The 15,044-nt window shown below is 69.0% G+C and carries 14 protein-coding genes; 6 read left to right on the top strand and 8 right to left on the bottom strand.

From position 1 onward, the window contains the following. Nucleotides 1–6: 6 nt before the first annotated feature. The 3 genes from SY91_RS26985 to SY91_RS26975 form a co-directional block, all read right to left on the bottom strand. Nucleotides 7–771 (bottom strand): SDR family oxidoreductase, encoded by a 765-nt coding sequence (locus tag SY91_RS26985; RefSeq protein ID WP_043886545.1) that lies wholly within the window; start codon nt 769–771, stop codon nt 7–9. A 69-nt stretch (nt 772–840) separates the two neighbouring features. Then, a complete protein-coding gene (locus tag SY91_RS26980) occupies nt 841–1,872 on the bottom strand; it encodes a phosphotransferase (RefSeq protein WP_006480030.1) in 1,032 nt (343 codons plus the stop codon). 19 nt (nt 1,873–1,891) lie between these two features. After that, entirely contained in the window at nt 1,892–2,566 is a 675-nt protein-coding gene (locus tag SY91_RS26975; protein ID WP_023474878.1) for a histidine phosphatase family protein, read from the bottom strand. Between the two features lie 169 nt (nt 2,567–2,735). Between SY91_RS26975 and SY91_RS26970 the strand changes: the two genes are divergently transcribed. Both SY91_RS26970 and SY91_RS26965 read left to right on the top strand, forming a co-directional pair. Next, nucleotides 2,736–2,942: a DUF1737 domain-containing protein gene (locus SY91_RS26970; RefSeq protein ID WP_023474879.1), complete on the top strand. Its 207-nt coding sequence runs from the start codon at nt 2,736–2,738 to the stop codon at nt 2,940–2,942. Nucleotides 2,943–3,062: 120 nt separating this feature from the next. Further along, nucleotides 3,063–3,218 carry a DUF3309 family protein gene (locus SY91_RS26965; RefSeq protein WP_006483086.1) on the top strand — a complete coding sequence of 52 codons (156 nt, stop codon included), beginning with the start codon at nt 3,063–3,065 and terminating at the stop codon, nt 3,216–3,218. A gap of 125 nt (nt 3,219–3,343) precedes the next feature. Here SY91_RS26965 and SY91_RS26960 read toward each other — a convergent pair whose 3' ends face one another. From SY91_RS26960 to SY91_RS26950, 3 genes are all read right to left on the bottom strand, one after another. Next, nucleotides 3,344–3,721 (bottom strand): BON domain-containing protein, encoded by a 378-nt coding sequence (locus SY91_RS26960; RefSeq protein ID WP_023474880.1) that lies wholly within the window; start codon nt 3,719–3,721, stop codon nt 3,344–3,346. Nucleotides 3,722–3,778: 57 nt separating this feature from the next. Next, entirely contained in the window at nt 3,779–4,762 is a 984-nt protein-coding gene (locus SY91_RS26955) for a LysR family transcriptional regulator (RefSeq protein WP_023474881.1), read from the bottom strand. A 137-nt stretch (nt 4,763–4,899) separates the two neighbouring features. Further along, nucleotides 4,900–5,937 (bottom strand): NAD(P)H-quinone oxidoreductase, encoded by a 1,038-nt coding sequence (locus SY91_RS26950; RefSeq protein WP_043886599.1) that lies wholly within the window; start codon nt 5,935–5,937, stop codon nt 4,900–4,902. Nucleotides 5,938–6,131: 194 nt separating this feature from the next. Here SY91_RS26950 and SY91_RS26945 point away from each other — a divergent pair, with 194 nt between their 5' ends. Next, nucleotides 6,132–7,004, top strand: a complete 873-nt coding sequence (locus tag SY91_RS26945; RefSeq protein WP_043886601.1) for a LysR family transcriptional regulator — start codon at nt 6,132–6,134, stop codon at nt 7,002–7,004. A gap of 24 nt (nt 7,005–7,028) precedes the next feature. Here SY91_RS26945 and SY91_RS26940 read toward each other — a convergent pair whose 3' ends face one another. Together SY91_RS26940 and SY91_RS26935 are read right to left on the bottom strand one after the other, a co-directional pair. Next, nucleotides 7,029–9,794 carry a LuxR C-terminal-related transcriptional regulator gene (locus SY91_RS26940; protein WP_023474884.1) on the bottom strand — a complete coding sequence of 922 codons (2,766 nt, stop codon included), beginning with the start codon at nt 9,792–9,794 and terminating at the stop codon, nt 7,029–7,031. Nucleotides 9,795–10,083: 289 nt separating this feature from the next. Further along, complete coding sequence (locus SY91_RS26935; RefSeq protein WP_023474886.1) at nt 10,084–11,751, bottom strand: fatty acid--CoA ligase; 1,668 nt, start codon at nt 11,749–11,751, stop codon at nt 10,084–10,086. A 360-nt stretch (nt 11,752–12,111) separates the two neighbouring features. Between SY91_RS26935 and hchA the strand changes: the two genes are divergently transcribed. The 3 genes from hchA to SY91_RS26920 all read left to right on the top strand — a co-directional run bounded on the left by hchA (nt 12,112) and on the right by SY91_RS26920 (nt 14,935). Continuing rightward, on the top strand, nt 12,112–12,993 hold the full coding sequence (gene hchA / locus SY91_RS26930; protein WP_011548634.1) for a glyoxalase III HchA: 882 nt from the start codon (nt 12,112–12,114) through the stop codon (nt 12,991–12,993). Between the two features lie 122 nt (nt 12,994–13,115). Beyond that, nucleotides 13,116–13,853 (top strand): response regulator, encoded by a 738-nt coding sequence (locus tag SY91_RS26925; protein ID WP_023474887.1) that lies wholly within the window; start codon nt 13,116–13,118, stop codon nt 13,851–13,853. Continuing rightward, complete coding sequence (locus tag SY91_RS26920) at nt 13,850–14,935, top strand: ATP-binding protein (protein WP_023474888.1); 1,086 nt, start codon at nt 13,850–13,852, stop codon at nt 14,933–14,935. Before SY91_RS26925 ends, SY91_RS26920 begins: the two co-directional genes overlap by 4 nt. Nucleotides 14,936–15,044: the final 109 nt, after the last annotated feature.

Raw genomic sequence — 15,044 nt, 5'->3', positions numbered from 1 at the left:
GCGCGCTCAGATCGTCAGGCCGCCGTCGACGACGATGCATTCGCCGTTCGTGTAGCTCGCCGCGTCCGACACGAGATACAGCACGGTGCCGGCCATTTCGCGCGGCTCCGCGTGGCGGCGCAGCGGGATCTTCGTCATCCAGGTTTCGTAGATGTCCTTGTCCGCGAACAGCGCGCCCGCGAACTTCGTCTTCGTCAACCCCGGCAGCAGCGCGTTCACGCGGATGCCGAGCGGCCCGCATTCCTTCGCGAACGCCTTCGTCATGTTGACGACGGCCGCCTTCGTGATCGAGTAGATGCCCTGCCGGTCGCCCGGCTGCAGCGCATTCACCGATGCCGTGTTGACGATCGCGCCGCCGCCGTGCGTCTTCATCAGCTTGCCTGCTTCGACCGACATGAAGAAGTAGCCGCGGATGTTCACGTCGACGGTCTTCTCGTACGCGGCGAGATCGGTATCGAGGATGTGCCCGAAATACGGGTTCGCGGCAGCGTTGTTCACGAGAATGTCGAGGCGGCCGTGCTTGCCGCGGATGTGCTCGAACGTCGCGGCGATGTCCTCCAGGCGCCCGACGTGGCACGCCAGCGCCTCGGCGCGGCCGCCCGCCGCGACGATCGCGTCGGCCACGGCCTGGCAGTCGTCGAGCTTGCGGCTCGACACGATCACGTGCGCGCCCTGCTCCGCGAGCAGCTTGGCGATTTCCTCGCCGATGCCGCGGCTCGCGCCTGTCACCAGTGCGATCTTGCCCGTCAGGTCGAACAGATTCGTTGCCATGTTGCTGTGCTCCTCCATTGATGTGGTTGTTCGTGCCGCGGCGCGGCGCTGCCTGCGCCAGCGTCGCGTTCAGCGATGCGCGTCGATCACGCCGACGGCCAGTTCGGCCAGCCGGCCGGCCATTTCGCCGACGCGCAGCGCCTGCTCGCTCGATGCGTTGCCCTGCAACGCGCGCGCCTTCACGCCCTGCGCGATCGCCGCGAGCCGGAAGAAACTGAAGGCGAGGTAGAAATGCCAGTCGCGGATCGGCGCGATGCCGCGCAGTTCGCAGTAGCGCGCGACGATCGCCGCTTCGTCGGGAATCCCGAGCGCCGCGCGATCCTGGCCCGCGAGCCCGCGCACCTGGCCGCCGGACGGCAGCCGCAGGCACATGCAGAAGTACGCGAGATCGGCGAGCGGGTTGCCGAGCGTCGACAGTTCCCAGTCGAGCACGGCCTGCACGCGATAGCCGTCGCGCGCGAACATCAGGTTGTCGATCCGGAAGTCGCCGTGCACCAGTGCGGGCCGGCCCGTGTCCTCGGGGCATGCCTTCGGCAGCCAGTCGATCAGCGTCTCCATCGCATCGAGGCGCCCGGTTTCGGCCGCGCGATACTGCTTCGTCCACACGCCGATCTGGCGCTCGAAGTAGTTGCCCGGGCGGCCGTAGTCGGCAAGGCCCACCGCGTCGACATCGACGTCGTGCAGTGCGGCCATCGTCCGCAGCAGCGCGTCGTAGCAGGTCGCGCGCTCGGCCTTCGGCAGTTCCGGCAGCGCGGGGTCCCAGAAGATCCGGCCATCCTCGAAACTCATCACGTAGAACAGGCTGCCGATCACGTCGCGGTCTTCGCACAGGTGATACGGGTGCGCGACCGGCACCGCGGTGCCCGACAGCGCGGTGAGCACGCGGAATTCGCGGTCGACCGCGTGCGCGGATTTCAGCAGTTCGCCCGGCGGCTGGCGGCGCAGCACGTAGCGGCCGCTCTTCGCATTCAGCAGGAAAGTCGGATTCGACTGGCCGCCGGCAAACTTCTCCGTGTCGACCGGGCCTTCGAAGCCCGGCACGTGGGTTTCCAGATAGCGCGTAAGGCGGGCTACGTCGAGTTGCTGGGAAGGATTCGTCATCGTCGCGATCGTTCGTGGGTCAGCCGTAGGTGCGCAGCGCGTGTCGTTCGGGGTCCTCCAGATGCGGGATGCCGTTGAACGACGCGAGGTGAAACGCCTCGGCGTTGAAGAAAAACTGCGAAAGACTGCTGTTGCGGATCTGCAGGTTCAGCGCGATCGCGCTCGACGGCGGGGCCGCGAGCACCTGCTGCACGGTGACCGCGATCGGGCCGCCGGAGCTCACCGCCAGTACGCGCTGGCCGCCGCCTGCGCGGATCGCCGCGCGCGCGTCGGCCACGCGCTGCTGGAAATGGGCCCAGGTTTCGGGAGCCGCCTCGACGAGCTTATCCTCGGTCCACAGCTGCAGCACCTGCCGCAGCGCGCGGAAATGGTCCTTCATCGAGCCGGCCGCGAGCCGCGCGATCTCCGGGTAGTCGCTGGCGGCGGCCGCGAACAACCCGTGGAAATCGTATTCGTTCAGGCCCGGATGGCGGTCCACCGCGACGCCTTCGCGGCCCATCCCGCGCAGGATCGCGGCAACCGTCTGCGCATGGCGGTTCATCGTGCCGCAGATCACGCGGTCGAACGTCAGGCCCTGCCGCGCGAAATATTCGCCGAGCCAGACGCCCTGCTGGTCGCCCGCCGCGGAAAGCCGGTCGTAGTCGTCGGTGCCGAACGACGCCTGCCCGTGCCGTACCAGAAAGAGTTCAGCCATTGCATGCCCGCCTGAGTGAAGGATTCAGCATAGCGAGCGGGCGGCCATTTTTAAAATTTATTTGTTGAATGAACGAGCATTCATGATGCAAATGCCCCTGCCTTCGCAGATGGCGTGGGTTTGTCCGACTTATACTGCCCGATCCGCCCCCTTCACAGGAGTCCCGCCCATGTCGTCTTCCCCACCCAACGACCTGCCCCGCTATCGCTTGCTGACGGGCAAGGACGACGCCACGTTTTGCCACCGCGTGTCGGATGCGCTGGCGCTCGGCTATCGCCTGTACGGCTCGCCCGCCGCCACCTTCAACGGCGACCACGTCGTCGTCGCCCAGGCCCTGCTCTGGCCGGACACCGCCGGCACGGAGGCCGGTGCGTAATCCCGGTCGCCCGCCGCGCACCGTCCGATGCGGCAGCGGCGCCCTACGGAACGATCGTCGCCTCGCGGCACGGGAATTGCGACAGCCGACACCGTGTCGAATAAATCCAGGAGGGATGCGATGCTCGGTACGATCCTCATCATCGTTCTGATTCTGCTGCTCATCGGAGCATTTCCTGCATGGCCGCATAGCCGAAGCTGGGGCTACTGGCCGTCGGGGACCGTCGGGCTGATCGTCGTCATTGTCGTGATACTGGTGCTGCTCGGTCGCATCTGACGCCCCTGCCACCGGCGGGACGCGTCGCAGCCGGCACGGGTGCGTACCTTCCCGAGCCTTCGCCGTGGATTCTTTACACGACGAGACCCGCAAAGACATGCACCCGATGCCGTCAACCCTTTCCGTTACTGGCCACCCTCCAGGCGTAACTGGAGCTTGCTCTTCACCGACGTCACGCCCGGTACCTGGCGGGCCGCGTCCACCGCGGCCCGGTCCTGCGACTCGTCGGCGATCTGCCCGGCCAGTGTCACGTCGCCCGTCTTCGCCTTCGCGAACACGGTGACCTGCGCATTGCCCACGCCGGGCGCCCTCACGATGGCCTGCCGAACCTTCTTCGCGAATGCGCGGTCGGCCGCGCGTTCGGCCTTCTTCGCCGCTCGCGGCGACGCGGCCGCCGCTGCCGCCTGCTCGGCGGGCGCGGTGGGTGCGGCGGACTGCGCGTGACCGGCCAGCGGCGACAACGCAACGAAACCTGCAACGACGATTGCAAAACGGGACTTCATCGGATTCTCCTCGACAGGAACGAACGGGTACGACGGGTACGACGGATGGGCCGGCCGTCAGGCCGTGACACCGGCCACCGCACGGGCACGCTCGCGGCCGCGCGGCGCGTCGAGCGCGTCGAGCGCGCGGGCGTCGGTTTTCAGCGCGGGCGACAACCCCAAGCGCAGATGCTCGACGAAGGTGCGGACCTTCGCGTCCAGGAAGCGACGCGACGCATACATCGCGTACACGTCGAGCATCGTCAACCGGTAGTCCGGCAGCACGCGCACGAGCCGCCCGCTGCGCAGGTCGTCGATCGCCGAATAGATCGCCAGCGAGCCGATGCCCAGCCCCGCGCGCAGCGCGATCGACAGCGCCTCCGGCGCATTCGCATGGAACGGCGCGGCCGTGACCGCATGCGACGCGGTCTGGCCGCCGGGACCGTGCAGCAGCCATTCGTCGTTCGCTTCGGCCGGCGTATCGAGGCGCAGGCAGGTATGGCGTGCCAGGTCGGCGGGCGCGGACGGCACGCCGTGGCGGGCCAGGTAGGCCGGCGACGCGACCAGCACGCTGAACGACGTGCCGCATGAATGCGCGATGCAGGCGGAATCAGGCAGGCTCGCGGCCGTGACGACCGACACGTCGTAGCCTTCCTCGACGAGATTGGGCATCCGTTGCGAATAAGTCATCTCGATGGCGACTTCGGGAAAGCGCGCCCGATAGGCGACGGCCAACGCGGTCACATGGCTCTGCCCAAGCCCCGGCATCGTATGCACGCGCAAGCGTCCGTACGGGCGGACCAGCGCGTTCCGGGCCTCGGCATTCGCCTGGTCGACATCGCCGAGGATCGATTGCAGGCGCTCGAAATAGCGGCGCCCGCTGTCGGTCAGCGCGATTTTCCGGGTGGTCCGGTTCAACAGACGAATCTGCGCATACGCCTCCAGGCTCGCGACGGCCCGCGACACCTGCGCGGTCGCGACATCGGTCTGCTTCGCCACGGCGGAGAAGCTGCCGGCCTGCACGACGCGAACGAACGTCCGCATGTTCTCGAGCATGTCCATTTCGACTCATCGTCCAGTGCGGTGCTGCATCCACGCGACGCGCCGGCGGGGCGCGGCGACGCATTCGGTGCCCCGATTGTCGGGCCATCCCCGCCGCGGCTTCAGCCCCCCGACCGGGGGGCTGAAGCGTCTGCCGATCATGTGGAATGCTTGGCGTTTGCGTCGATGGCAGCCCGAAGCGCACGATCCGCGGCCGGCGTCGCCAGCACGATCTTGCCGATATGTCGTCCCGAATCCATCAGCTCGTGCGCCGCGCGCGCGTCGCGCAAATCGAACAGCCGATAGACCTGCGGCCTGACCGTGCCTTGCCGGATCAGCGGCCACACGGCCTCCTCGAGTTCGCGAATGATCTGCGCCTTCTCCGCGTAAGTGCGCGAGCGCAGCGTCGAGCCGATGTGCGTGAGCCGCTTCGTCAGCATCGGAAACAGGTCGAGCTCCTTCGCGGGGCCATTGATCACGCCGATCTGCACGATGCGCCCGTTCATCGCGGCCGCCGCGAAATTGCGCGCGACGTAGTCGCCCGCGATGATGTCGACGATCACGTCGACGCCCTTGCCGCCCGTGAAGCGCGCGACCGCCTCGACGAAATCCTCGCTGCGATAGTCGATCGCGAGATCCGCGCCGAGCCGCATGCTCGCGTCGCGCTGCGCGTCCGACCCGACGGTGGTGATGATCGTCGCCGCGCCGAACGCCTTCGCGAGCATCGTCGCCGTCGTACCGATGCCCGACGCGCCGCCGTGGATCAGCACGCTTTCACCGGGGGAAAACCGGCCGCGCTGGAACAGGTTCAGCCAGACCGTCATGAAGGTCTCCGGCAGCGCCGCTGCCTCGGCCATCCCGAGGCCGTCGGGAATCGCGAGCGTGTTGCTCTCGTTCGCCACCGCGTATTCCGCATAGCCGCCGCCGGGAATCAGCGCGCAGACGCGATCGCCGACGGCGAACCGCGTGACGTCGCGGCCGACCGCGACGACCTCGCCGGCGATCTCGAGGCCGGGAATGTCGGACGCGCCGGACGGCGGATCGTACAGCCCCTTGCGCTGGAATACGTCCGGGCCGTTGACGCCGGCCGCGTGAATCCGGATCAGCACGTCGCCGGGGCCCGGCACCGGCACAGCGCGGGTCGCCGGCACGAGCACGTCGGGGCCGCCGGGACGCACGATTTCGATCGCGGTCATGTGGGTGGGCAGGGGGTTCGCGTCATCAATCACGATATGATCCTCAACGTTCGTCGATGCGCGGCCGATTCGCGGGCCATCCGCGAATCGCGGCATCGCCATGTGTGTGAAGCCAGTCTATGGGCGATGCCGCTGGCGGGCACGCAGCGAATTACCGGTCGGGGAATGCAAAAATGCATCAGTCGGGACACACGATGAACTGGGACGACGCGCGCGTCTTTCTCGCGATCCATCGCGAGCGCACGCTGCGCCGCGCGGCGCAGACGCTCGGCGTCGATCAGGCGACGGTCGGGCGGCGGCTCGCGACGCTCGAGCACATGCTCGGCGCGACGCTGTTCCTGCGTTCGTCGAAAGGCTATCTGCCCACGCCGGTCGGCGAACTGGCGCTGCGCGCCGCGGAGGCGATGGAGCAGCACGCGCACGAGCTGGTGCGGCTGACGCAGGGGGTCGACCGGCGGCTCGCCGGGGAGGTGAAGATCACGACGACCGACGCGCTCGCGATCGAGTTCGTGATGCCGTCGATCGCGCGGCTGCACGCGAAACATCCCGACGTCTCCGTCGCGCTGAACACGTCGACCCACATCCTGAATCTCGCGAAACGCGAAGCCGATATCGCCATCCGCACCGTGCGGCCCGACAACCCCGATCTGGTCGCGCGCCGGCTCGCGTGCTGGGACATGGGCCTGTTCGCGTCGCCCGACTATCTGCACCGGCACGGCGAGCCCGAGCGCGGCCGCGCGTTCGCGGGCCACGACCTCGCCGTCTACCAGCCGTACATCGACGCCAGCCGCAAGCCGACCCTCGCCGGCGAACCGATCGACGGCGGCCGCATCGTCACACGGACGAACTCGAACCTGATGCTGCGTGCGGCGCTGCGTGCGGGCCTCGGCGTCGGCGAGATTCCGGTTCACATGGGCGAGCGCGACGGGCTCGCGCGGATCTGGCCGGATCGCATGCGGGCGTCGCCGTACGAGGTCTGGCTCGTCACGCACCGCGACCTGCGCCACACCGCGCGCATCCGTGCGGCGATCGACGAGATCGTGGCCGCGTTCGCCGCGCACCGCTGACGCGGGCGGCAGCGCGTCAGCCGGTCATTCGTCGTCGCGCCGCACCCGTGACGGATCGAGCGCCAGCCCGCTGCGCACCGCCTGGATGCGCGACGTCACGTTGAGCTTCTCGAAGATGTTCTTCAGGTGCCACTTGATCGTCTCCGGCGCGACGCGCAGCGCGCGGGCGATTTCCTTGTTCGACAAGCCACGCGCGACGTAGTCGAGGATCTCGAGCTCCCGCGCGCTGAGGTTGCCGGGCGCACCCGGCCGCGTGGCCGGTGCCCCGCCCGACGCCCGCTGCGCGTCGAACGCACGGGCCAGGTCGCGCAGATACCATGCGCCGACTGCCGGAAAGCGGTCGGCACGCTTCTGCATGCGCGCCAGCAGGCGCTCGGCCGCCGCCCCTTCGTCGACGAAGGTGCGGACGAGTCCGTTGCCCTGGCCGTATTCGAGCGCACGCGCGAACGCCGCGAGCGCCGCGCTCTCGTCGCCCGCGTGGTCGAGCGCGATCGCATGCAACACGGCGGCCTGCGCCGCGAACCAGTCGAACCCGCGCGCGGCCAGCACCACGTGCACGGTCGCCATGCGCTGCGCGGCTTCGTTCGCGCGTGCATCGGCGAGCAGCAGCCTTGCCTGCGCGGATTGCGCCATCTGCCACGTCTCGACGTGGCTCGACGCTTCGTCCGGCGGCACGGGCGACACCAGCGACGCCAGCGCGCGCCCCACACGGTGGGCTTGCGTCGGCTGGCCGGCGTCCAGATGCAGCCGGATACCGGTCGCCATGCACGCGGCGCGCAGCCGCAGCCATTGCCGGCTGCACGCGATGCGATCGGCTTCGTCGAGCATGTCGTGCGCCCGCGCGTCGTTCCCCGACCGGAATTGCAGCAGGGCGGCGGTCTGCATGAACCTCAGCAACGGCCCGAGCGAACAGGCCTGCATCGCGATGTCGAAGCGGTCGGCCTGCGCGTCGCGCACCTTCGCCCAGTCGTTCCATTCGTAGTAGATCGCCGACAGATAGCCGGCCGACAGCGCCGTCGCCGCCGACAGGCGACCCGCCGAGCGTTCGGCGGCGCGCAACGCCGTCTCGAACGTCTTCGACGCGTCGTGCAGCCGTCCGGCGACGAACTCGGCCAGGCCCGACATGTTCTGGCGGTACACGTTCGCGTACAGCGGCTCGTGCCCCGATGCCGCGTGTTCCGCGCGCGCGCCGAGATCCCGCACGTCGCCGAGGCGGCCCGCGTAGCCGAGCCCGAAGATCAGCGTCGTCTGCCCGATCTGCTCGACCCACGAACCGGCCGGCGGGGCGGCCGCCAGCACGCGCTCGCCGAGCTGCAGCGATTCGATGCTGCGATCCGACAGCCCGGCGATCAGCGAGCGCACGGCCAGCAGTTCCGTCGCCGTAACCGTATCGGTATCGAGCCGCCCGGCCGCGATGTCGGCTTCCAGCGCTTCCAGCGCACGGCGCGCATCGACGATCTGCATCGACAGCGCGAGCGCCCACGTATGCGCGATCCGCAACCGCAGGCGGCCCGTCAGCGCCTGCGCGGGCAGGCGCGACACCCAGTCGAGCACCGTGCGCACGTCGCTCGACGCGATGAGCTTCATCGCGCACGCCTCGACCCAGCCGGCCGCCGCGTCGAAGTCGCCCGCCGCGAGTGCGTGCCTGACGGCGTCCGGCCATTGCCGCTCGGCCGCGTACCAGGCGCTCGCGCGACGATGCAGCGTGGCCACCGCGCCGGGCTCGCGCAGCGCCAGTTCCTCCCGCAGGTATTGCAGGAACAGCGCGTGATAGCGGTAGCGCCGGCGGTCACCGTCGATCGACCGGATGAACAGGTTGTGCGCATTCAGCCATTCGAGGCAGTCGAGCGCATCGTCGCGGCCGGTCAGCGCATCGCACAGCGCCGGCGTCATCCGGTCCAGCACCGCCGTATGCAGCAGGAAGTGGCGGATCGCGTCCGGCACCTGCGTCATCACGTTCTCGTTCAGGTACGCGGCGATGCCGGCACGCGCGTGGCTGACCTGCTCGGCCACGCGCGCCGCGTCGCTGTCGTCGTGCAGCGCCAGGGCCGCCAGTTGCAGGCCCGACACCCAGCCTTCGGTCGCCGCGCGCAGACGCGCGACGTTGTCCGCATTGAGCGGCTTGCCGGCCACCCGCTCGAAGAACGCACGCGTCTCCGTGTCGTCGAAACGCAGGTCGTGCTCGTCCACCCGCACGAGTTCGTCGCGCGATTCGAAATAGCTGAGCGGCAACGCGGGTACCGAGCGGCACGCCAGCACGACGTGCAGGTTCGACGGCGCGTAGCGCAGCAGGTCGAACATCGCGTCGTGGATGACCGGCGACGCGAGGCGATCGAAGTCGTCGAGCATCAGGAACAGGTCGACGCCCGCGCTGTCCAGTTCGTTGAGCAGTTCGTCGAAGACGGTCTTCAGCGGAATCAGCGCGCGATCGCGCAACAACTGCTGCGCGCGGGCGCCGACGCCGCCGGTTGCGTCGACGATCGCGGCGACCACGTAGGACGCGAAGATCGACGCGTTGTCGTCGTCCTGGTCGAGACTCACCCACGCGACCTTCACGCCCGACGCCACCAGCGCATGGCGCCACTCGGCCAGCAGCGTGGTCTTGCCGTAACCGGCCGGCGCGCTCACGAGCGTCAGCCGACGGTCGAGGCCGCGCCTGAGCCGGCCGAGCCGCGCGATGCGCGCCACGATGCCGCGGGCCGACGCCGGCGCCAGCTTGGTGCGCACCAGCACTTCGATCGCATCGGTGTCCGGCGGGCGAGCCGGTTGTCTGCTGTCCATCGGCGCCATGCTGTTCGTGTTCTCCTCGCGCTGATCGCGTGTCCGCCGGCCCGCCGGCGAAGCCGCCGGCCGGGCCCGGTCTCGCCGTGCGCCGAAAACAGCATAACGATTCGACGCCGGCCGTCAAAAGTAGGTGATGTCCGTACCGGCGTGGGCGCGCGCAGCGCGTATCGGTCCGCGACACGGGACCCGCATTGTTCTCGAACCGGCGCGCGATGTTCAGCCCCCCATTCGGGGGTTACCCCGGGCGGGGAGCCGCGTGGCCCTGGCCGCCGGCGTCTGGGCTGCCGGGCACTCGTCAGTCGGGCTGGTAGCGCTCGCGCAACGCGCGCTTGTTGATCTTCCCGACGCTCGTCTTCTCGATCGCGTCGACGATCAGCAGCCGCTCCGGCACCGCATAGCGCGAGATCAGCCCGCGGTCGGCCACTTGCTTCACATGCGCTTTCAATTCCTCCGGCTCGACGCGACCGACCTGCTCGTCGGTCAGCACGACCAGCGCGAGCGGACGCTCGCCCCAGCGCGCATCCTTCACGCCGATCACCGCCGATTCGCGCACGGCCGGATGACGCGACAGGATGCTCTCCAGTTCGAGCGACGAGACCCATTCCCCGCCCGTCTTGATCACGTCCTTGATGCGGTCGGTGATCTGCAGCCGGCCGTCGGGATCGATCACGCCGATGTCGTTCGTATGCAGATAGCCACCGGCCCACAGCGCGGCCGACGCCGGCGCATCGCCCAGATAGCCTTGCGTCGCCCACGGCGTCCGCACGACGACCTCGCCCGCCGAGCGGCCGTCGTGCGGCACGTCGCGAAACTGCGCATCGACGATGCGCAGGTCGACGAGCGGCAACGGCAGCCCCGCCTTGGTCCGGCGCGCGATGTCGTCGTCGGCCGATGCGCCGCCGGCCGCGCGCGGCGGGTCGATCTGCGCGATGGTCATCAGCGGGCAGGTTTCCGACATCCCGTACCCGGTGTAGACCTCGATCCCGCGCGCGAGCGCCGCCCGCGCCAGCCCGTCGGACAGCGGCGAGCCGCCGACGATCACCTTCCACGCCGACAGGTCGGCCGCCGCCGACGCCGGGCTGTCGAGAATCATCGCGAGCAGCGTCGGCACGCAATGCGAGAACGTCACCGCTTCGCGCGCGATCAGCGCGACCAATCCGTCCGGCGAATAACGGCCCGGATAGACCTGCTTGAGCCCGAGCGCGGTCGCGATGTACGGCATTCCCCAGGCGTGCACATGGAACATCGGCGTGATCGGCATGTAGACGTCGTCGCGATGCACGCGGCCGCGATCGCGCGCGCTCGACAACGCCGCCATGCCCGCGAGCGTGTGCAGCACGAGCTGCCGATGGGTGAACGCCACCGCCTTCGGCAGGCCGGTGGTGCCGGTCGTGTAGAACGTCGTCGCGCGGGTCTGCTCGTCGAAATCGGGGAACGCGAAATCGGGCGAACCGGCCGCGACGAGCGCCTCGTATTCGTCGGTGAAACCGTCCGGCAACCCGGTTTCGTCGCCGTCGGCGATCAGCACGACGTGCCGCACGGTGTCGAGCCGGTCGCGCATGCCCGCCCACAACGGCAGGAAGTCGCGGTGAACCAGCACGATGCATGCGCCCGAATGGTTGAGCGTATACAGCAACTGGTCCGGCGACAGCCGGACATTGGCGGTCATCAGCACCGCGCCCATCATCGGGATCGCGTGGTAGCACTCCAGGTAGCGATGGCTGTCCCAGTCCAGCACGGCGACGACGTCGCCCGCGCCGACACCGATCGACGACAGTCCGCTCGCGAGTTGCCCGATGCGATGCCGGAACGCCCAGTAATCATGCCGAACCCGGTCGCCGTACACGATTTCCTGCTCGGGCCGCGTCGCCAGCGGCGCATGAAGCAACTGCTTGATCAGCAGCGGATACGCATGGCCGGACGGCGCCGGTTCGTCTTGCGGGTACGGGTATGACGAATGCATGAAGGTCTCCATGGGCGACCGGTCGGGTCGTCGAGCGTGCGGCCACGATACCGGACCGGCCGGCTTTCGCGTCCCCCCTGTCCGGGGGGAGCGAGCCCCCGTCGAAACCGGCGACGAGCCGTCCGGACGCGTATCACGGCGATGGATACGGGATACCCACCCGTTCGGGGAGGCGTTCGCCGCGGAACGGCGTTGTAGGATTCATCTCAGCACGTATCGTCCCTGCGAGATACCCGTCCGCACGACCGGGACATGACCGGAACGCCAGGTCGCCGCCGCGGAATCGCCGCGACGACTCACGCAGGCGCCCACCGGCCACGCCCGCCCCATCCGAACCCATCCCCCGAGCAAGGAGCAGCCATGACTTCCGACACGACGCAGACGGACCGCACGCCCGCCGCCGACCCGGCGGAGAACAACGCGTATTTCCCGTCGCCGTATTCGCTGTCGCAGTACACGTCGTCGAAGACCGACTTCGACGGCGCCGATTACCCGAATCCGTACACCGGCGGCAAGTGGAAGGTCCTGATGATCGCGACCGACGAGCGCTACATCCTGATGACGAACGGCAAGATGTTCTCGACCGGCAACCATCCGGTCGAGATGCTGCTGCCGATGCACCACATGGACAAGGCCGGCTTCGAGATCGACATCGCGACGCTGTCGGGCAATCCGGCCAAGCTCGAACTCTGGGCGATGCCGAGCGATGACGAGGCCGTGCAGAGCACCTACCGCAAGTACCTGCCGAAGCTGAAGACGCCGCTCAAGCTGTCCGACGTGCTCGACCAGCATCCCGGCGCCGATTCGCCGTATATCGCGGTGTTCATTCCCGGCGGCCACGGCGTGCTTGCCGGCATTCCGCACAGCAAGGACGTCAAGCGCACGCTGCGCTGGGCGCTCGACCAGGACCGGCACATCATCACGCTGTGTCACGGGCCCGCATGCCTGCTGTCGGCCGCCGTCGACGAAGATCCTGAGGACTACCCGTTCAAGGACTACGAGCTCTGCGTGTTTCCGGATGCGCTCGACACGGGGCCGAATCTCGACATCGGCTACATGCCGGGCCCGCTGCCGTGGCTCGTCGCGCAGAGCCTCGAAAAGCTCGGCGCGCGCGTGCTGAACAAGGACATGACCGGCCGCTGCCATCAGGACCGCAAACTGATCACGGGCGACAGCCCGCTCGCGTCGAACGGCATCGGCAAGCTCGCGGCCGCCGCGCTGCTGAAGGAAGTCGGGCACTGACGGTACGCGCCGCCCTGGCGCGGCGTCTCGCCGGGGCGTGGCCGCCCGTCTCCATTCGACCGCCAGAGCCGTACGGTAGTATGGCGATTCGATGGAACCCCGCTGAATCCGAACGAGTGGCCATGCCCGAATTTTCTTCATCTCACGGCGCCGGCCAAGGCGCGCAAGCGCTCGTCCTCATCGCCGAGGACGAACCCGAGATCGCCGAGATCCTGACCGCCTATTTCGCGCGCAACGGCCTGCGCACCGTGCACGCCGCCGACGGCCGCCGCGCGCTCGAACTCCACCTGTCGCTGAAGCCCGACCTCGTGCTGCTCGACGTGCAGATGCCGCACGTCGACGGCTGGAAAGTGCTCGCCGAGATTCGCCATCGCGGCGACACGCCGGTCATCATGCTGACCGCGCTCGATCAGGACATCGACAAGCTGACCGGGCTGCGCATCGGCGCCGACGACTACGTGGTCAAGCCGTTCAACCCGGCCGAAGTCGTCGCGCGGGCGCAGGCCGTGCTGCGCCGGTCGATGGCCGGCTCGCGCCAGGAAGAGCAGCGCGTGCTGCGCGCCGCGCCGTTCGAGATCGATCTCGAGCACCACGAAGCGACGGTCGAAGTCGACGGCGCGCGCCACACGCTCGTGCTGACCCTCACCGAATTCAAGCTGCTCGCGCAGCTCGCACGCGCGCCGCGCCGCGTGTTCAGCCGCGCCGAACTGATGGCGACCTGCCTGCCCGAAGGCGACGCGCTGGAACGCACGGTCGACAGCCACGTCAGCAAGCTGCGCAAGAAACTCGACGATCTCGGCGTCGCGGGCGTGCCGGCCAGCGTGCGCGGCGTCGGCTACAAACTGTGGAGCGGCGAGTGAGACTCGACGGCCTGAGCCGCCAGATCGCGCTGACGATGGGCGCGATCGCCTTCGGCATCACGGTGCTGATCGTCGTGACGGCCTATGCGTTCTACTACCTGCTGTACCAGTACTCGCCGCAGTCGTTCAAGCCGGAGAGCTGGCTCCCGAGCGGGCCAGAGTGGGTATGGATCATCTCGACCACACTGGTCGGCCTGCTGATCGCGGTCGTCGTTGCGATCAACCTGTCGCGCCGCATCCTCGTGCCGCTGAATTCGGTGACGGACAGCATCCGCCGCGTCGCGCGGGGCGATCTCGGGGCGCGCGCGGTCGCCGGCGATCGTTCGTTGAAGGAAGCTGCGCTGCTCGCCGACAACTTCAACGCGCTCGCGAGCGAGCTGCAGCGCGTGACCGACGAGCAAACCTTCTGGAATGCGGCGATCGCGCACGAGCTGCGCACGCCCGTAACCGTGCTGCGCGGGCGCTTGCAGGGGCTCGCCGAAGGCGTGTTCACGCCGAGCGATGCGCTGTACCGCAGCCTGCTCGTGCAGGTCGAAGGGCTGACGCGGCTGATCGAGGATCTGCGCGTGGTCAGCCTCGCCGACAGCGGCCATCTGAGCATCGAGATCCGCGACACCGACCTGGCCGCCGAGGTGCGCGCCGTGGTCGACGTGTTCGCGCACGCGCTGCAGGCCGCCGGCCAGCATCCGGTGCTCGATCTCGACCCGCGGCGCATGTGCTGCGACCCGGTGCGCATCCGCCAGGCGTTGCTCGCGTTGCTGGAAAACGCACGCCGCCACGCGGTGCCCGGCGCGATCCGGATCCAGACCCGCATCGAAGACGGCATGTGCCGGCTGCGCGTCGAGGACGACGGCCCCGGTATCCCGGCCGAGTTCGCGCCGCACGTGTTCCAGGCGTTCCGGCGCGTCGACGAGTCGCAACCCGGCGGCACGGGCCTCGGGCTCGCCGTCGTCGCGGCGATCGCGCATGCCCATCGCGGCGAAGCGCTGTGCGTGCCGACCGGCGCCGGCGGCACGCGGTTCGAGGTGCGGTGGCCGGACGATCTCGTGCCGGCGCCCGAAAGCGAGCGGTTCCCGGCGTAACCCGACGCCGTTACGCCGCTACGCCCTCACGCACGCGGTTCGCGCCCGACCTGGTCGAGCGGCGGGCCGAGCCCGTGCATCTCCCCCAGATACACGGCGCGGCGAGAAA

It is taken from the genome of Burkholderia cenocepacia, from assembly GCF_014211915.1.
Lineage (GTDB): Bacteria > Pseudomonadota > Gammaproteobacteria > Burkholderiales > Burkholderiaceae > Burkholderia > Burkholderia orbicola.
Note: the sequence above shows the minus strand (reverse complement) of the source record. Positions and strands in the feature narration are given on the sequence as shown.